The organism is Thermococcus indicus, from assembly GCF_006274605.1.
Classification (GTDB): domain Archaea; phylum Methanobacteriota_B; class Thermococci; order Thermococcales; family Thermococcaceae; genus Thermococcus; species Thermococcus indicus.
The window spans coordinates 1,372,140-1,389,445 of sequence record NZ_CP040846.1 but is presented as its reverse complement, the minus strand read 5'-3'; the positions used below and the strand labels follow the sequence as shown (position 1 = coordinate 1,389,445).

General features: G+C 56.7%; 19 protein-coding genes. 8 read left to right on the top strand and 11 right to left on the bottom strand.

Going from position 1 to position 17,306, the window contains the following annotated elements; genetic code table 11:
- Positions 1-2: 2 nt before the first annotated feature.
- Complete coding sequence (locus FH039_RS07655; protein WP_014011926.1) at positions 3-230, bottom strand: FeoA family protein; 228 nt, start codon at positions 228-230, stop codon at positions 3-5.
- A 221-nt stretch (positions 231-451) separates the two neighbouring features.
- Here FH039_RS07655 and FH039_RS07650 point away from each other — a divergent pair, with 221 nt between their 5' ends.
- Genes FH039_RS07650 through FH039_RS07630 form a run of 5 tightly spaced genes read left to right on the top strand, consistent with a single transcriptional unit; the run spans position 452 to position 3,355 of the window.
- A complete protein-coding gene (locus FH039_RS07650) occupies positions 452-814 on the top strand; it encodes a DUF4870 domain-containing protein (protein WP_139680835.1) in 363 nt (120 codons plus the stop codon).
- A gap of 38 nt (positions 815-852) precedes the next feature.
- Positions 853-1,680 carry a 7-cyano-7-deazaguanine synthase gene (locus FH039_RS07645; RefSeq protein ID WP_139680834.1) on the top strand — a complete coding sequence of 276 codons (828 nt, stop codon included), beginning with the start codon at positions 853-855 and terminating at the stop codon, positions 1,678-1,680.
- Positions 1,649-2,647: an AIR synthase family protein gene (locus FH039_RS07640; protein WP_139681743.1), complete on the top strand. Its 999-nt coding sequence runs from the start codon at positions 1,649-1,651 to the stop codon at positions 2,645-2,647. Before FH039_RS07645 ends, FH039_RS07640 begins: the two co-directional genes overlap by 32 nt.
- Before the next feature lie 25 nt (positions 2,648-2,672).
- Positions 2,673-2,990 (top strand): nucleotidyltransferase domain-containing protein, encoded by a 318-nt coding sequence (locus FH039_RS07635; RefSeq protein ID WP_139680833.1) that lies wholly within the window; start codon positions 2,673-2,675, stop codon positions 2,988-2,990.
- Positions 2,987-3,355 (top strand): HEPN domain-containing protein, encoded by a 369-nt coding sequence (locus tag FH039_RS07630; RefSeq protein WP_139680832.1) that lies wholly within the window; start codon positions 2,987-2,989, stop codon positions 3,353-3,355. Before FH039_RS07635 ends, FH039_RS07630 begins: the two co-directional genes overlap by 4 nt.
- On the opposite strand, the gene FH039_RS07625 is transcribed toward FH039_RS07630, so the two are convergent.
- Together FH039_RS07625 and pepQ are read right to left on the bottom strand one after the other, a co-directional pair.
- The gene (locus FH039_RS07625) at positions 3,348-4,421 is read right to left on the bottom strand and encodes an mRNA surveillance protein pelota (RefSeq protein ID WP_139680831.1); all 1,074 of its coding nucleotides are present in this window, start codon (positions 4,419-4,421) and stop codon (positions 3,348-3,350) included. The two genes, FH039_RS07630 and FH039_RS07625, sit on opposite strands and share 8 nt — an antisense overlap.
- Positions 4,422-4,636: 215 nt before the next feature.
- The gene (gene pepQ, locus FH039_RS07620) at positions 4,637-5,683 is read right to left on the bottom strand and encodes a Xaa-Pro dipeptidase PepQ (protein WP_139680830.1); all 1,047 of its coding nucleotides are present in this window, start codon (positions 5,681-5,683) and stop codon (positions 4,637-4,639) included.
- A 119-nt stretch (positions 5,684-5,802) separates the two neighbouring features.
- Here pepQ and FH039_RS07615 point away from each other — a divergent pair, with 119 nt between their 5' ends.
- From FH039_RS07615 to FH039_RS07605, 3 genes are read left to right on the top strand one after another with little or no spacing between them, the layout of a single operon-like run.
- Positions 5,803-6,471 (top strand): HAD family hydrolase, encoded by a 669-nt coding sequence (locus FH039_RS07615; protein WP_139680829.1) that lies wholly within the window; start codon positions 5,803-5,805, stop codon positions 6,469-6,471.
- A gap of 41 nt (positions 6,472-6,512) precedes the next feature.
- Positions 6,513-6,779 carry a 50S ribosomal protein L35ae gene (locus tag FH039_RS07610; protein ID WP_139681742.1) on the top strand — a complete coding sequence of 89 codons (267 nt, stop codon included), beginning with the start codon at positions 6,513-6,515 and terminating at the stop codon, positions 6,777-6,779.
- Positions 6,780-6,825: 46 nt separating this feature from the next.
- Entirely contained in the window at positions 6,826-7,971 is a 1,146-nt protein-coding gene (locus FH039_RS07605; RefSeq protein ID WP_139681741.1) for a tRNA (guanine(10)-N(2))-dimethyltransferase, read from the top strand.
- A 13-nt stretch (positions 7,972-7,984) separates the two neighbouring features.
- Here FH039_RS07605 and FH039_RS12530 read toward each other — a convergent pair whose 3' ends face one another.
- Genes FH039_RS12530 through FH039_RS07570 form a run of 8 tightly spaced genes read right to left on the bottom strand, consistent with a single transcriptional unit; the run spans position 7,985 to position 17,114 of the window.
- On the bottom strand, positions 7,985-8,950 hold the full coding sequence (locus FH039_RS12530; RefSeq protein WP_338064596.1) for a beta-galactosidase trimerization domain-containing protein: 966 nt from the start codon (positions 8,948-8,950) through the stop codon (positions 7,985-7,987).
- The gene (locus tag FH039_RS12525) at positions 8,947-10,338 is read right to left on the bottom strand and encodes a beta-galactosidase (RefSeq protein ID WP_338064595.1); all 1,392 of its coding nucleotides are present in this window, start codon (positions 10,336-10,338) and stop codon (positions 8,947-8,949) included. Before FH039_RS12525 ends, FH039_RS12530 begins: the two co-directional genes overlap by 4 nt.
- On the bottom strand, positions 10,338-11,318 hold the full coding sequence (glmD, locus tag FH039_RS07595) for a glucosamine-6-phosphate deaminase (protein WP_139680828.1): 981 nt from the start codon (positions 11,316-11,318) through the stop codon (positions 10,338-10,340). The genes FH039_RS12525 and glmD overlap by 1 nt, the downstream gene beginning before the upstream one ends.
- A complete protein-coding gene (locus FH039_RS07590; protein ID WP_139680827.1) occupies positions 11,319-12,281 on the bottom strand; it encodes an ABC transporter ATP-binding protein in 963 nt (320 codons plus the stop codon).
- Positions 12,278-13,249 carry an ABC transporter ATP-binding protein gene (locus tag FH039_RS07585; protein ID WP_139680826.1) on the bottom strand — a complete coding sequence of 324 codons (972 nt, stop codon included), beginning with the start codon at positions 13,247-13,249 and terminating at the stop codon, positions 12,278-12,280. Before FH039_RS07585 ends, FH039_RS07590 begins: the two co-directional genes overlap by 4 nt.
- 1 nt (position 13,250) lies before the next feature.
- A complete protein-coding gene (locus FH039_RS07580) occupies positions 13,251-14,189 on the bottom strand; it encodes an ABC transporter permease (protein WP_139680825.1) in 939 nt (312 codons plus the stop codon).
- Between the two features lie 2 nt (positions 14,190-14,191).
- A complete protein-coding gene (locus FH039_RS07575) occupies positions 14,192-15,184 on the bottom strand; it encodes an ABC transporter permease (protein ID WP_139680824.1) in 993 nt (330 codons plus the stop codon).
- Positions 15,185-15,221: 37 nt separating this feature from the next.
- Positions 15,222-17,114, bottom strand: coding sequence for an ABC transporter substrate-binding protein (locus FH039_RS07570; RefSeq protein ID WP_240703192.1), 1,893 nt, complete (start codon positions 17,112-17,114; stop codon positions 15,222-15,224).
- Positions 17,115-17,306: the final 192 nt, after the last annotated feature.

The following is a 17,306-nucleotide window of genomic DNA, read 5'->3' as shown; positions in this document are numbered from 1 at the left end:
CCTCACAGTTTCCGTATCATGACCTTCGCCGCCATCCCCCTGCCGATAGCGAAGCGCACGCCGCCGACGGAGATGATTATCGGGCCGTACTGGTGGGACTCGATTATTTGAACCGTCGCTCCGGGGGTGAGGCCCATGCCCACTAGCCGCTGCCTTGCGGTGGGGCCGCCGAGGATGTTCACCACAATCCCCCTGTCCCCGGGTCTGAGTGCGTTTAAAGGTACAATCATGAGCATCACCGTTAGGCTTTCCTAATTCGATATTCCAATCCCTCGATGACCTTAAAAAGCTTTGGTGAGCCTAACAAAATCAGAGAGTTCGAAATCAGAAATCCACGGGTTCCGGGACGCTCCAGAAAGGTGTTCCCGGAGGATACGAAATTTAAAACCTTGGAAAGGTATTTAAGGGATTGGGGAGAATACAAGGAGTTGAATTTCGGAGGTGTGTTATCATGGAGGAGACTCCGCCTGAAGAACCCAAGAAGACGTCCCTCGGCATGGATGAGAACCTTGAGGGACTGCTTGCCTATCTCGCCTGGTGGATTACGGGGATACTATTCCTGGTGCTTGAGAAGGAGAGCGATTTCGTCCGTTTCCATGCTATGCAGTCGACGATAACCTTCATAGGCATCACGGTGCTCCAGGTGATCCTCAGCTTCATCCCGTACATAGGGGGCATCATCGCCTGGCTCCTGGGAATCGCCGGCTTTGTCCTCTGGATTCTCGGCATGGTGAAGGCCTACCAGGGCGAACGCTACAAGTTCCCGGTCGTCGGCAACCTGGCCGAGGAGTGGATGGGAAAGGTCAACGTCTGAGGCTTAGCTTTTTAAGCCTCCTTTTTTTACCTCACCCCATGAGGGACATCGAGAGCGTTGTTGAAGAGATAGCGGGGTTTTCCAGGGAACACGGCCTTTATGAAAAACGCATACTCGTTATGTTCTCAGGCGGGAAGGACAGCTCACTCGTCCTCTACCTCCTAAAGGAAGCTGGCCTTGACGTTTCAGCCCTCACCTTCTTCCACCGCTGGAGCTGGAGGGAAACCCTGAACTGGGCGATGGGTTTCACCAAAAAACTCGGAGTTGAGCACTACCTCGTTGATGTTACCGACGGGCTTCTCCGCGAGGCGGCCGGAAGAAAGGGGCCGATCTGCATAAACTGCAAGAAGGTCATGCTCTGGAACGCCAAATGGTTCGCCATCAACAACGGCTTCGACGTCCTTGCCAAGGGGGACAACGCCAACGATAAGATAATAGGCGCCCTCCTGGATCAGTGCACGGGGGATATAAGGCTCTGCGACATACCGAGGATTGGAATTCCGTTCTTCAGACCCCTAATCAAGCACACTGCCGGGGAAGTCGAAAGGCTGGCCGATGAGGTGGGGATAAGACCCTACCGCATGTACGAGCACGCGAGGAGGCGGCAGTGGAGGGAGGGCTGTCCGCTCCAGTACATCGACCGTGAGGAGGTCGTCACGGAGGAGCTCATGAACCTGGCCTTCGGGGTGAACTACGAGGTGAGCAAAATCGCCCGGGCAAGAAGGGTCCGCGTGAGCGTCCGGGTGCCAAGCTTTGAGATAATGTGCTGGAACTGCGATGGAGAAACCCTCCGCGAAGTAAGGGAGGTCATCTCGAAGTTTGGGGGGAATGAAGGTGAAGCTTCCGCTCGGAAAACTGAGGAATGACGTTCTGCACGATGTTGTATTCCCAAACCTGGGCGTGGAGGATATGAACGTGGTGTACGGGCCCAGGGAGGGCTTTGACTCGGCCGTCCTCGAATACGACCACGACCACTACCTTGTGATCGCCACCGACCCCACCCTCGGCGTCCCCGGGGAAACCTTTGGATTTTTCTCGTACCACTTCGCGGCCAGCGATGTGGCGGTTTTCGGGGCGAGGCCGAGGTGGCTGGTGGTTGATATCATCCTTCCCCCCGGAAGCGAGAAGGGTTTTCTCGAAAAGACGATGCGCGACTTAAACGCGGAATGCCGGAAGTACGGGAGCGCGATAATCGGCGGCCACACGGGCGTTTATCCGAGCGTAGCCGAGCCAACCGTCACCACCACCGCGATGGGTCTTGTGAAGAAGGACCAGCTGAGGCTTCCGCTTGCAAAGCCCGGTGACAGGATAGTCGTGACCGGCAAGGTCGGTCTTGAGTTCGCGGTCTCCGCGGCGTACTTCCGGGAGGACGAGCTTAGAAAGCTCCTCTCTTCCAGGGAAATCCAGCTCCTCAGGGGGCTCTACCGCTTCGAAACCGCAGTTCCTGATGCTTTAGCGGCCAGACCCTTTGTCAGGGGCATGCACGATGCCACTGAGGGCGGTTTAACCGCCCTCCACGAGATAGCCGACAACTCCGGGGTCGGCTTCACAGTTCACGCCGAGAAGCTCCACCTGGACCCCCTCGTGAGGAAGGTCCTCGACTTCTACGGCCTCGATCCGTGGGGCGTTTCGTCCACCGGCACGGTGATAGCGATAGTTCCCCCCGAGAACGTTGGTTCCCTGATTAAAGAATTCAACAAAAATGGAATTATTGCATTCGAGCTGGGCGAGTTTACCGCCGATAAGAAGCGCATCCTAATCGAAAACGGGGAAGAAAGAGAGTTTCCAACGTTTAAGAGCGACCCCTACATGGGGCTGTACGGCAAAGGATAAATACCAAGAGGGCGTAGTACTGACCATGAGCCGGGAGATTATCCGGGATGTGATTCTCAAGGTATCAAGACAGCTTGGCCTAGAGGTCAATGATATAATCCTCTTCGGTTCCCGAGCCAGGGGTGATTTTAGAACCGACAGTGATTGGGATGTTTTGGTGGTTCTATCCAGGCCATTAAAGAGAAAGATAGAGCTGGAAGCGTACAAAATGATACACAGGGAGCTTCTGTTAAAAGGAATCAAGGTGGATGTCCTGTTTATCTCAAGCGATGAGCTCGAAAAGGTCAAGGATGATACAGGTTTTGTTTACTACTACGCCCTTCGGGAGGGTGTGAAAATTTGAGCTTTAGGGAATGGCTCAAAAAGGCCGAAAAAGACCTTGTGCTGGCCAGAAACAGCCTTTCTCTTGACTTCTATGACTACGCGACCTTCCACGCTCAGCAGTGCGCTGAAAAGGCTTTGAAGGCGTTTTTGATATCAAAGGGGAAACCCATCAAACGAACCCACGACATCGGGGAACTCATACTCCTGTGTGCCGAGGTGGATTCTGAATTCTTGAAACTCTTCGATAATGATGTGGATCTTCTAACCGCCTATGCCGTCGAGGCGAGATATCCAACCATTCACGAACCGGACAAAGAAGAGGCAGAAAATGCGATAAAACTGGCCGAGCTCGTCCTTGAATTTGTGGGTTCCAGACTCACCTAATCCTGAACCTCAGCAGCGCCGCCAGGCCGCCAAGGGCCTTCAGCTTGTCGCCGCCCTCGTGCTCCGAGCTAACGACCACGACCTCACCCCTCGAATACCTCACCGCGTCCATTAGCTCCTCGATTTTCTCCCTGTGCTCCCCCTTGAGGAGCTCGTCGAGAACCAGGAGCGTCTCAACAGCGCCGTAATTGACGGCCTCCTCAACCTCTTTGAGTCCGTAAGCGGCCAGACCGTTGTTCCTCGCCACGTTTTCGAGAACCTTTTCGACGAGCTGGACCTCTTTAGCAACGCGGTTCTCGTGGTAGACCTTGTCAACCGTTCCGCGCTTGATGACCTCGTAGATGCCCGTCCTCCCGGTTACGCTCGTGTCCTCGATGGCAACCTTTTTTGCCAGCTCCCCGTAGTTCTCGCGCAGGAACTTGTAGAAGTCCTCCTTGACGAAGCCAGGGCCGGCCACGATGGCCTTCTCTATGCCCTCCCTGCTTATTATCTCCTCCATGCTCTTGGCGACATCGTGGAAGAACTTCTTCTCCTCGCTCTCGCGGTTTGTGCTGTACCTCTTCCCGCCGAGGTTGTAGCGTATCCCCTTGAGTATCTCGACGCCGTACTCCCTGATTATCGCCATATCCGCCTCGCCGTCGTCTATGACGACTATCATGACACGGGCGCGCTTTGAAGCTTCCACGGCCTCCTTAAGGCGCTCGATGTGGTGCTCCTTCCAGCGGGGCTTCTGTATGGTAACGACCGTGCCTTCCTCTATCGCTATCGTGTGGTACTTGCCGAGGGGGACGTCGTCCCTGCTGGCGTAGACTATCGGCCCTGTGACGCGGACCTGGTTGGCGAACTTGTGGAAGTTTATTTTCTCGGCCCTAACTCCGAGGAAGACCGGAATAACCTCGACCTTCTCTGCCCTGAGAGAATCGCTCCTCTGGGCCTGCTTCCTGAGCGTTTTGGCATAAACAACGTCGCCCGGGTCTATGATGTGGTAGAGGTGCCAGAGGTCATCGAGTGTCTCGGCCTTGACCTTTATCTTGCCCTCCTTGACGTCCTGGTGGATTATCTGCACTCTCTCACCTCCATCAACTGCTCCAGTTTAATACCGTTTCTCTTGGCGTCCTCAAGCTCATTGAGCAGCAATTGAAGTTCTGATGAACTAACATCAAAGTAACCATCAAAGTTCTTAATCTTTGGATCCTCGGCATTTGGTGATATGAAATTTGATAACCCCATTTCTTCTCCCGGCGACTCTTTACAAAAGACGTAAATAAAAGTTTTGGAAAACTAAATAAGCTCCCTCTCGGTCCTGGTGAGCCTCTCGGCGCCGTTCTCCGTGATGAGGATGGTGTCCTCTATCCTAACGCCTCCGAACTTGGGCAGGTATATTCCGGGCTCGATGGTTATAACCATCCCCGGTTTGAGTTCCGTCTCGTCGAACTGGCTGACCCTCGGCCACTCGTGTATCTCAAGGCCGACGCCATGTCCAGTGGAGTGTATGAAGTAGTCGCCGTAGCCGTACTCCTTGATTACGTCCCTGACGATGGTGTCGAGCTCCTTGGCCGTCATTCCGGGCCTGGCCGCCTCGACGCCTTTCCTCTGGGCCTCGAGGACGGCGTAGTAGATGTCCTTCTGCTTCTCGTTCGGACTGCCCACGACTATCGTCCTCGTGGTGTCAGAGTGGTAGTGCCTGTAAAGCGCCCCCTCGTCGATGACGACAAGGTCTCCCTTTTCTATCCTCTTGTCGCTGGCCAGGCCGTGCGGCAGGGCCGCCCTCCAGCCGCTGGCTATTATCGTGTCGAAGGCCGGCTTTTCGGCACCGTTCATTTTCATGACGTACTCCATTTTCGCCGCTATCTCCCTCTCGCGCTTGCCCTCGCTTATCTCCTCCAAAGCGGCCATCATGGCCATGTCCGCTATCCCGCAGGCGGCCTTTATGACCTCAATCTCCTCGGGGGTCTTGATTATGCGGAGCTCTTTCACCACGTCATCGACCGGGACGAAATCCGCGGCGCCCACCTTCTCTTTGAGCGTCTGGATGGTTGAGAAGCTCGTTCTGCCCTCTATGCCAAGCTTCCTCAGCTTGAAGGAGGAAAGTCTCTCGTAGAGCTCCTTTCCGGTCTTGAATTTTTCGACGGGAACCCTTGAGGTTTCCCTTGTCTCCTCGTACTCCAGCTCGGGGACGATGAAGAGGGCATCGTCAGGGGTGACGACGAGGTAGCCGCCGAGAACCGGGAAGCTGCCGGTGAAGTAAAAGAGGTTCTCCTTCCCGGTAATTAGAACTCCATCGAGTTCGTTTTCGGATATGAACTCCTTGAGCCTGTCAATCCTCATCTTTTAATCACCGGGCATTTGTAATCGTCATTGCAATAAAACCCTTTCGGCAGACTACCGACGAAAACCAGCGGCTTCTCCTCAGGAAAAGGTTATAATCCCGCGGGAGTACTAGGTACATGACGGTTTATCTGTTCGACTTCGACGGAACCCTCGTTGACAGCACGGGCGCGGTTGAGAAGGCCCTCCGCATAGCAATCGAAAAGACCGTTCCAGCGGTCATAGAGAGCGACCTCTACGACGACTACTACAAGGCGCTTTTCCTCTTCATCAAGGGCAAGCTCACCTACCAGTACCTTGGAGTCATTCACGAGCTCGTTGCCCAGGGCACGATACACGAGTACTACAAGCTCATGCCCAGGTACATCAAGGATTTCCCACACTCCCGGAACGTTGTCCGAACGCTGAGAAAACGAGGGCGCCACGTCATCAGCTTCTCAGGCGAGCACACATACCCCGGCGGAAAGGTCATCTTCATGAAGAAGACAAACTGGTACGACGAGTTCGATGAGGTGATAACCTTCAGGGGCACAAAGGACATGCTCAAGAAGTTTGAGAACCTACGGGAGCTTTACCCCGACGAGCCCTTCGTCTGGGTGGACGACAGTCCGAGCAGGTTCACCTACATTCTCGACGAGAACACGCTCCTGGTTCAGAAGGCTTCCCCCTACAAAAGCGACGTTGCACTGCTTTTCGAGAGGCAGAACTTCCTCAAAATTAAATCCCTCCGTGAGATACTGGAGATAGACGACGGGCTCTCAGCCTGCGCTGGAGGGGATAAAACTTAAAAATACCTGCCCGCGAACCCCATCCGGTGGAGGTGGGGACGATGGCCAGGGGGAAGGCTCTCATCCTTGCCTACGCGGGAACGAAGGAGCACCAGGACAACCACCACATGATTCTGAAGCCCCTCGGCATCGATGACAGGAACGCCGCTTCAAGGCTCATAGGCAGAAAGGTCGTCTGGAGGACCCCGACCGGCAGGAAGATGTTCGGAAAGATTCTCAAGCCCCACGGCAACCGGGGCGAGGTGAAGGCCTACTTCAAACCCGGCCTGCCAGGACAGGCGGTCGGTGACTACGTCGAGATTCTTTGAGCGCAACCCTTTAAACCTCCCAACCTTTTCTTTCTCCGGTGAGATGATGGAGTTCGTCGAGGTGCGCGAGGGTCTTGCAAAAATCCTTGTCCCGAAGGCGGAGAGGATATACGACGCCCCGGTCTTCTACAACCCGGTCATGGCCTTAAACCGGGATATAAGCGTCCTGGCCGTGGGGGTGCTCAAACCAAAGAGGGTTCTCGATGCCCTCTCCGCAACCGGAATAAGGGGCATCCGCTACGCCCTTGAAACGCAGGCTGAGGAGGTCTGGCTCAACGACATAAGCGAGGAGGCCTTCAAGCTGATCCTGGAAAACGTCCGGCTGAACCTCGGCATCGAGGGGGAGTGGATAAGTGAGAAGAGGATCGCTTTTCGAGGAGAGAAAGAGGTTGTGGCTAACCTCGACGATGCCAACAGACTCATGGCCGAGAAGTTCAGGTACTTTGATTTCCTCGACCTCGACCCCTTCGGATCCCCGATGGAGTTTCTCGACACCGCCCTGAGGAGTGTCAGGAGAAGGGGCGTTTTGGCGGTCACAGCCACCGATACCGGCGTCCTCTGCGGCGCCTACCGGCACGCCTGCCGCAGGAAGTACCTGGCGGAACCGATAAGGGGCGAGCTCTGCCATGAGGTCGGTTTGAGGATACTCATCGGAACCGTCGTCAGGTACGCCGCCAAGTACGATCTCGGCGTCGAGGTTCTGCTGGCTTACTACCGCGACCACTACTTCAGGGCCTTTCTGAGGCTAAGGAGCGGTGCGAGGAAGGCCGACGGGAGCCTCTCGAACCTCGGCTATCTGTGGCAGGACGAGAACGGCAGGTTTGAGTATGAGAACTCCTTCATGCCCGGAAAGCCGGGCACACACGGACCCCTCTGGCTCGGCCCGCTGAAGAGCCAGGGGTTCGTCGATGAAATGCTTGATCTGGCCAGGGGATACTCCCTCGCCCACAGAAAGACGCTCCCGTTCCTCGAAACTCTCGCCGGGGAACTCGACGTTCCGTTCCACTACGACACCCACGCCCTCGCGAGGAGAAACGGCCTCCAGGTCGGGAAGCTCGCAGATATAATCGAGATTCTTCGCGGGAAAGGCTACTCCGCGACGAGGACCCACTTCTCGCCAATGGCCCTTAAGACCAATGCCCCCTTTGAAGAAGTCCTCGATACTCTCAGAGCCCAGAATAAAAAGGCGTGAAGGGGCAGTGGAGTCAGAACTCCAGCTCAAAGCTTCCAGGCCTGTGCTCGACCACAATGGTAAGAACCCCATCGGAGAGTGACTCGTCCACGATTTTTCCACTGATGACCCGGACCTCATCAACGTTCCTCAGCGCCACTTCACTCATGCCGGAGAGATGGTTGCTGAGGTGGAGCACATCCCCGTCCCTGCCGAGTAGGGTTGCCGTTGAGTAAACGACCTCAACGTCCCCAGCTTTAACTCCAAAGGGCAGGAAGAGGGCACCGCGCTTCCCCATCTCTATCCCGTCGAGGAGCTGTGGAATCTCAACGTCCCTGTACCTCACCTTCCCAAAGACCCTGTGCCCCCTCGGGTTCAGCAGGACGAGGTAGTTCCCGCGCGGAATCGCTATCATGTCCCTGTCGGTTACCTCGAAGTCCCTCTCAACTCCCTGCATCGCCAAAAGCTTGTCCACGAACTTCCTGTGAAGGTCGTGGTGGCTGGTGTAGTACTGCAGCCTGAAGCCGAGGACGATTGCACTTCCCTTTCCTCTCCTCACGAACGTTCCCACCGGTTTTCCGTAGTGGAAGACGAAGGGTTCCCCACCCCTAACTTCCCTCACGGTGTTCCTGACGAGCATCCTGTCTATTCCCTCCGATGATACGCTCGTGAACTGAATCAGCCTCGGGTTGTCTCTAGCATTGACTCTCTCAACCTCAACGCCGAGGAACTCCACCAAGGCCGAATAGGGCTTCATGTTCTCGTCGAGGTAGGGAAGCATCGGGAGGATTACGAGGTTCCCCCCTTTGGCAACGAACTCGACGAGCTTGTCCTGGACTTCCCTTGAGAGAAAGTCGAGACTGTAGACCCAGAGCTGGTCGTAGGAGAGCATCTCATCAAAAGATGCCTCCTCAAGGTCAATGACGTCGAAGGGAACGTTGCTCATGGCGAGGAGCGTCAAAAGCCCACGCTCGCCCAGGATGTACTCGTTGAGGTTCACGCTCTCGGTAAGGCCCCCCTGAGGCCGAACAGCGAAACCGCCTCGTAGGGCTCGTAGGTTCCGAAGGCAACCCTCGGCCTGAGCTCCGAATTAACGAAGTCCGGGTTGTTGAGCAGGAACTCGCCGAGCCACTTTATTGGCCCAACGTGGGGCCTCTCGCTCCCGTCGAGGCCTATCGGCGAGTAAACGTCCCAGGTGATTCCGTTGTGGGACTCGTAGCCCCTCGGGTTTTCGCCGCCGACGTAGAGGTAGTAGTTGATGTTGTGGATTCCAAGGGAAGCTATCAGCGAGTAGAGGTGCTCGGCCTCGTCGGGCTCTATCGTGTGGGCCAGGGAAGCCTGCGTCTCTATGCTGAGAGGTGGCGTTCCAAGTTTTCTCCGATAGAAGCGGTAGATTCCGGTTTTATAATAGACGTGCCCGAGCCTGTCCTCCTTCAGGTCGAAGGAGCGGTAGAAGGAGTACCAGAACTCGGTCCAGAGGTGTATGTCGAGGTTCTTCTCCCTGACGTAGCGGTAGAAGTGCCTCCACGCCGCCAAGAGCAGGTAGGGGTCGAGTATGCTTATTGGAATGTCAATGTAGCGTTTGAGGTGGTTGTAGAGGGTTTCGACGTAGCGGTTCGTCATCCATATCTTGAAGTGGTGCCAGTCGAGTATCTTCGGCAGGGGCTCGTTCTCGCTCGCCGGGGCGTAGACCTCGGAGTAGTCGCCTATGGGAATTCCGTAGCGCTCGCCCAGCTCGTCAAGGGAGTAGTTACGCCTAAGCCACTCCTCCCAGAGGCCGCCGGGTTTAACGATGACGTCGTTGTAATCGGTCAGGAAGGGCTGGAATATCGTCTCCCAGTAGGAGGGCTCATCGTCTATGGAGACACTTATTATCGGCCCGCCTTTGGTGTAGAGGTAGTCCCTGATTACCGGGAGAACGGCATCGTACCATTCCGAGACGGCCTTTAGATAGACCGGGTGGAGGTAGGTAACCGGCGGGTAGTAGATATCCCTCGGAAGCGGTCCGTTGGGGCCCTTTGCCAGGATTTCCGGGTGTTCGTCGATGAGCCAGTCGGGTATTCCGCCGTTCCTCCACTCGCCGCAGATGTAGGGGCCGGGCCTGATGATGACCTTGAGGTCGAGCCTCTCGGCCAGCTCAAGGAAGCCGATTAGGTCCCTCTGCGGGTGAGTTTCCCCCGTGAAGTCGAAGCTCCCCTTCTCGGGCTCGTGCCAGTTCCAGGCGACATAGGTGTCTACAGTGTTGAGGCCGTGCCCCTTCATCCTCTCCAGCCTGTCCTCCCAGTCCTTCCTTGGAACCCTGAAGAACTGGAGCGTCCCTCCGTAGACGAGGAAGCGCTCACCGTCCAGTATGTAAGTCTTACCATCGTGGCCAACCCTCATCACCATCACCACTTGACGACCTTGCTGAGGAACCTGGGGTTGTCGGGGTTCAAACCGCGCGAAACGGCCTTGTAGTAGGCCAAAAGCTGAACAACCGGGAGGTAGAGGGCGGGACTCACCAGCTTATCCACCTCGGGAACCTCCATGAAGTAGTCCGCACCTGTGTCGCGCCTCCCGACGGTTAGAACCCTCGCCTTCTGCCCCTGGAACTCCCTTGTCAGTTTCTCGTGCCAGTTGAAGGGCTCATCGACGAGCAGAACGACGAGCGTTCCCTCGTCTGCTATAGACTTGAAGCCGTGCCTCACCTCGAAAGTCGGGTAAGCCTCGCTCCAGAAGAGGGCCATCTCCTTCATCTTGAGCATCGCCTCAAGTGCCACCGGATAGAGTATTCCTGAACCCAAGAAGATAACGTTCCTGAAGTCGAAGCCCTCAACGAGCTCCCTGATGTAGTCTTCGCTTTCTAAGACCTCCCCCGTCAGGGAGGAGACGAGCTCCGCATTGTGTGTTTCCTTCCCGAACGAGCTGAGGAGCAGCTGGAGGTAGGCGAAGTAGAAGGCCGGGAACGAGTGAGTCATGACGACACTCTCCTCGTGGGCCGGGACTATCAAGGCATAATCCGCTTTCCTAGATAGGGCGCTCTCGTAGGCTGTGAGGGCGAACCTCGGGACGTCGAGGGCTTCGAGGGCCTTCACCGCCTCGGTCGTTTCGCCTGAGCGCGAAATCGCCACGAGGAGCTCTGGGTTCCCTATCGGATACCACTCCCTCGAATAGAGAAGTTCGGAGCAGGGGGCGCTGAACCCCCTGCCCCCGAGGCGGGTGGTTGCCATGGCCAGCGGCTTTGCCAAAAAGTGTGAACTGCCACAGCCAGTATAAACTATCTCCCTCGGTAACCGGAAGTCGTGATTGGCTATGAATTCCTCGAAGGCCCTCTGGGCCCTGATTATTCCCTCGGGGGTCTTTCTAATCTCCCTAATCGTCGAGTGCATTCAACCACCCCCGTGGAGATGGCACGCAACCCAGTGGTTCTTCTCGACCTCAACAAGCCCGGGACGGAATTTGAAGCACTTCTCCTTGGCCCTCGGGCACCTCGGCGCGTAGCGACAGCCCTGGATGGAATAAACTGCCCCCTCCTCCTTCTCCGGCTCGATTCCCTTGAACTCCCACCTGACGTTCAAGTCGGGCACGCTTTCGAGGAGCATCTGGGTGTATGGGTGGAGCGGGTTGTGGAAGACCTTCTCCGTGTCGCCCATCTCGACGATGGTTCCGCGGTACATGATTATCGTCGAGTCGCTGATGTAGTAGCCCAACGCCAGGTCGTGGGTGACGAAGAGAACCGAAGTCCCATATTTGTCCCTGAAGTCGCCGAGGAGGTTGAGGACGTCTATTCTCGTTGAAGCGTCGAGCATCGAAACTGCTTCATCGGCTATGAGGAGCTTGGGCTTGAGGAGCAAAGCCCTGGCGATGAGAATCCTCTGGAGCTGGCCGCCGCTCAGCTGGTGGGGGTACTTGCCCCTAATCTCGGCGGGGTTCAGACCGACGCCCTCAAGGGCGGAGTTTATCATGTTCTCCCTTTCCTCCCGGCCCGTCCCAGGGAAGTAGGAGTTAAACACCAGGTCGAAGGCCCGGTCAATCGGGTGGAGCGGGTTGAAGCTCGCGAAGGGATCCTGGAAAACGGCCTGAACCTGGCGGTAGTAGTTCTTCTTGAGCTCCTTCTTGCCGAATTCCAGGACGTCCCTGCCCTCGAAGAGTATCCTTCCGGAGGTGGGCTGGATAAGCCGGAGTATGAGCTTTCCAACGGTGGTCTTTCCGCTGCCGCTCTCGCCTACCAGCGAGACTATCTCGCCCTTCCCTATTGTGAAGCTGACGTCATCGACGGCCCGGATTTCAAAGCCGCCTATGAATCCCGAAGTGAAGACCTTGGTGAGGTGCTCAACCTGAAGGAGGGTCATTGGTTCTCACCCCCTAGGAGATGACAGGCCGCGTAGTGCCCCGGCCCGACCTCGACCAGCTTTGGCTCGAGCTCGCCGCACCTATCCATCACGTTGGGACAGCGGGTGTAGAAGCGGCAGCCTTTCGGCGGGTTGAGGAGGCTTACCGGATAGCCCGGAATCCCTTTGAGCTTCTGCCTCCTGTACTGCACTCCCATCTTGGGGAGCGAGTCGAGGAGGAGCCTGGTGTACGGGTGGGCCGGAGAGCTGATTATCTCCTCCGTCGGGCCGATTTCAGCCACTTTTCCCGCGTAGAGTATCATGACGCGGTCGGCTATCTTGTCGAGCAGTGCCAAATCGTGGGTGACGAAGATTATTGACTTGACTATGCCGACCTCCATAAAGTGGTGGAGGAGTTCTATGACAACGCGCTGGGTCGTGACGTCCAAAGCGGAGGTAACCTCGTCCGCTATGAGGAGGTCGGGGTTGAGCAGGGTTGAGACCACCATAGTCGCGCGCTGCCTCATTCCACCGCTCAGCTCAACCGGGTACATGTCGGCGACCTTGGGGGAAAGCTTGACCATGGCCAGTCTCTCGCGGAGGAGCTTCTCTAGTTCCCCCCTGTCTGTGTGGCCGTGCTCCCTGGCCAGGTCCCAGACGATGTCTTTGATTTTCTTCGTCGGGTTCAGGGCGTTCATCGCGTACTGGGGGATTATGGAGAGTTCAGTGTAGCGAATCCTCCGGGATTCACGCTCGTCCATCGTCATCAGGTCCATTCCCTTGAAGATTGCCTTTCCACCCATGTGAACCATCGGGGGCTTCCTGAGGATAAGGGAGTGGACGAGCGTTGATTTCCCGCAGCCGCTCTCGCCGGCTATGCCGAAGACCTCCCCCTCCCTGACGTCGAAGGAAACGCCGTCCACGGCCTTGACGTGGCCCCTGGGCGTCGCGTAGTAGATTTTAAGGTTGTCCACGGTGAGCAGTGACATCTCACTCCCTCCTAAGCCTCGGGTTGAATACCTCCTCCATTCCCAGGTTGATGAAGAACAACGCCGTGATGATGAGCGTTATAATCAGCCCGGGCGGAATGAACCACCACCACCAGCCGAACTGGAGGGCGTTGTGGGCTATCGCCTTCTGGAGTATGGTTCCCAGCGAGACGGCCGTGGTGGGGCCCAGGCCGATGAAGTCGAGCGTTGCCGAAGCGAGTATTGCCCCGCTGAACTGCAGGATTCCGACCATGAAGATGTAGGAGATCATGTTGGGCATTATCTCGCCGAAGATTATCCTGAGGTCGCTCAGCCCGGCGAGCTTGGCGAGGTTCACGAACTCCCTGTTCTTGAGCGACAGCGTCTGGGAGCGAACGGCTCTGGCGACCCAGGGCCAGCCTGTTAGGCCTATGATGAGGGCCTGGACTTCCGGGCTTCTCGCCTCAAGGTAGGCCGCGACGAGGATAAGGAGCACTATTGAGGGAATGACCAGCATTATGTTCACGAACATCATCAATAGCTCGTCCGTGAGGCCGCCGCGGTAGCCGGCGATGAAGCCAATGGTTATTCCCATGACCGTCCCTATCACCGCCGCCAGGACCGCCACCCAGAGGCTCGTCCTGAGTCCGTAGACGATGAGGGTGTAGAGGTCCTTGCCGAGCTTGTCGGTTCCAAGTATGTGGAGTACCTCGACCCCCTTCCCGGTGTAGGTGGTGAGGTTCTCGTGGGTCATCGGGGGGAGGGTCTTGGTCGAGTAGGTGGCGACGCTTATGTTGGTGCCCGGTATGGTCTCATAGTACAAGCCGTCGCTGGCGAAGGGCGTGAAGAGAGGTCCGACTATGGCGAACAGCACGAAGAACGCCAACAGTGCGAAGCCGAAGCGGAACTTGTTGTTTCTGAAGGCAAGCCTGAGCTTTGAGAGAGCACTTTCCCTGGCCATTCTCAACCCTCCGTGTAGCTTGCCCTGACGCGCGGGTCTATGAAGGCGTAGACTATGTCGATGACGAAGTTGGCAGCCAGAACCGAGATGACCACCATCAGAAACGCCCCCTGGAGGAGGAAGTAGTCCTGGCTAAGCGCGGCGTTCATCAGGAGTATGCCTATTCCTGGGTAGTTGAAGACTATCTCCGTCGCTATCGCTCCAGCCACCATGAGGCCGAGCTGCAGGGCCAGGCCTGTGACCTGGGGCAGGATAGCGTTCCTGTAGGCGTGCTTGGTCATGAGCTTCTCGCTCGCGCCGAGGGCCTCGAGATAGCGGACGTAGTCTGCCTCAAGCTCGTAGATTATCATGTTGCGCATTCCGATTGCCCAGCTGCCGATCATGACCGTGAAGAGGCTCAGGAACGGAAGGATCCAGTGCTCCAGGAAGCTCTTTATGAACTCCCAGGAAAGGGCCGGAACGAGGGCCGGGTCGTAGGCACCTTGGTAGGGGAGCAGGTCGGCCCTGACGCCGACGAAGTAGACGAGAAGCATGGCGAACCAGAAGTAGGGCATGCTCGCGAGGAAGTAGAACAGGGGCATCATGTAGCGGTCATACCTCCTGTTCTTCCCGGCAAGGGCACCGAGCCAGTTCCCGACTAACCAGCTCAGGGCTATGGCCGGGAGGAGGATGGCTATGTCATAGGGAAGGGCGTGCCTGATTAAATCCCATACGGGGGCCTTGTAGAGAAGGCTGTAGCCGAGGTCCCCGTGAAAGAGCCTGACCCAGAAGTTCACGAACTGCCTCCAGAGGGGCTCGTTGAGCCCGTAAAGCTCCTCGTAAAACTTTATGAGTATCTCCTTCTCGCCCGGGGCGAGGTTGAGGTTGGATTCTATCATGGCCTCGATTGGATTGCCGGGCATGAGCCTCGGAAGGAGCCAGTTGAGCGTAACCGCGAAGAGGAAGGTTACCAGGTAAACCACAGTCTTCCTGAGCAGGTACTTCCTGAACCCCATTCGTTTCCCCCCATCGATTTAAAAGAAAAGGAAGAACTCAGCGCCTCCTCCTGAGGAGGAGGGGTATCGCGGCGAGGGCTATTAACGCGGCCGGACCGCAGATTCCTCCACCGCCGCTGGTTGTGGTGGTTGGACTGCTGGTGCTCGGAGTGGTCGAAGGCGAAGTAGTGCTTGACGGGGAAGTTGTGGATGGTGAGGTAGTAGTCGGAGTCTCAGTCGGCGTTTCCGGCGGGTTCTCGTTGTACATGAGGCTGTAGTAGACGCTGTACGGGTCGGGCTTGAAGGTTCCGGCCCAGTGGAGTGCCAGGTCAAAGTTGCCGTCGTTGAGGTTCTTCATGAAGAAGTTGGTCCAGTCACCGGTCTTTATCTCGACGTCTATTCCAAGGGGCCTGAGCTGGTTCTTGATGATTTCGCCGGTCTGGACCCAGTCAGAACAGCCGGAGCAGGTTATGAAGGTGAGCTTGAGGGGTTTGCCGTTGTACTCCCTTATGCCATCCCCATCGGTGTCCTTGATGCCGAGGCTGTCCAGTATCTTTATGGCCCCGGCTATGTCGCCGTACTTCCAGCCGTACTCCTTGATGAGCTGGTCGGCGCCTATCCTGTCCTTCCAGCCCTGCATTATCGGCCCGAGGGGGGTCTGGTCGGGGACGGCGCTTATGGGGCCCTGCTGGACTATCTGCTCGGGGTTGATGGCCATGGCTATCGCCCTCCTGACCTCGGGGTTGTTGAGCGGCTCGTGGGCGGTGTTGAAGTAGAGCACGACCGGTACGACCGGTGGGAAGTAGGGCTCACCCTCGAGCCAGCTGACTATGTTGGGGTTCTGCTTCTTCAGCTCGGCTATGTCGAGGTAGTAAGTGGCAACGTCGAGGTCGTCCTTGAGGAACATGTTGGCCGCCTGGTCGTTGCTGGAGACGTAGAGCTGGATTATGTACTTGGCGGCCGGCTCGTTGAAGTACCTGGCTCCCCACCAGTCGTCGTTCCTCTCAAGGATCGATTTCTGCTGCTGGACGACCTCCTTGAGCCTGTAAGCACCAGAGCCGACGAGGTACTCCTTGTCGTCGCCGGTGAAGGTCATGGTCTTGACCTGCTCGGGGTCGAGGTTCTCGAAGACGTGCTTCGGGACTATGAGAACCGAGTAGAGGTTGCTCCTCCAGGCCCAGACGTTGGGCTTGCCCTCGAAGATGAAATCAACCGTTCTGTCATCGACGACCTTTATCTCCTTAAGCCCTACGGCACTCCAGTCCTTGAGGCCGAGCTTCTCGTAGTACTCGAAGGAGAACTCGACGTCCTCCGCCGTCAGCGGCTGGCCGTCCTGCCAAGTGGCATCGCGGAGCTTGACCTCGAAGGTGTTGTCACTGATCCAAGTCCCGCTCTCAGCCAGCCAGGGCTTCAGCTCGGTGGTCATGAAGTTGAGCATGAAGAGCGGCTCGAAGACGAGGCCATCGATGCCTATGATGTTGCCGCCCTGGAAGGGGTTGGCGCTGGTCGGGGGAGCGCTGTTGGCGGTGTATATGGTCTCGTGCCTCGGGAAGTCGCCACCGGTATCGTCCTGGACCCCGGTTGGTTTGACTCCGAGGAGGGCAAGGGCCGTACCCCAGGTTCCAAAGCCGGCCCAGAATATCGGAACGCCGTAGGGATTCTTCTCGTTGGGCCAGCCCTTCCAGTACTTGGTGCTGGCCTCGTAGAAGACGGTACCGGTGTAGACGGGAACGGCCGGAACGTCCTGGAGCCATATTTTGGTAAGCTCCTTCAGGTACTCAACCTGCTTGTTCTCATCGGAGGTGGTGGCAAGGGCCCTAAGGAGCTCGTTGGCCTGAGCGTTGTAATAGTTGCCGAAGTTAGCCGGACCCTTCTCCTCGGCGGCGCTGGCAAAGCCCGCTAAACTACCAAGCAGAAGAGCCACCACGGCAAGGGCGAGGTACCTTTTCATAGTTTCCCACCTCATTATAAACAATGTCAATTTTATAACATGGGTGGAATCTATATAAGCTTTTTGGTGAACATCATATCCACTACGCTGTACACAAAAGTTCACGTGTCCCCTTGGTTCACGGGTGTTCTGGCTGGGACAGATGAACATCAGAGGACATGGAAAATTATAAAAACGATGGAATCTATAATT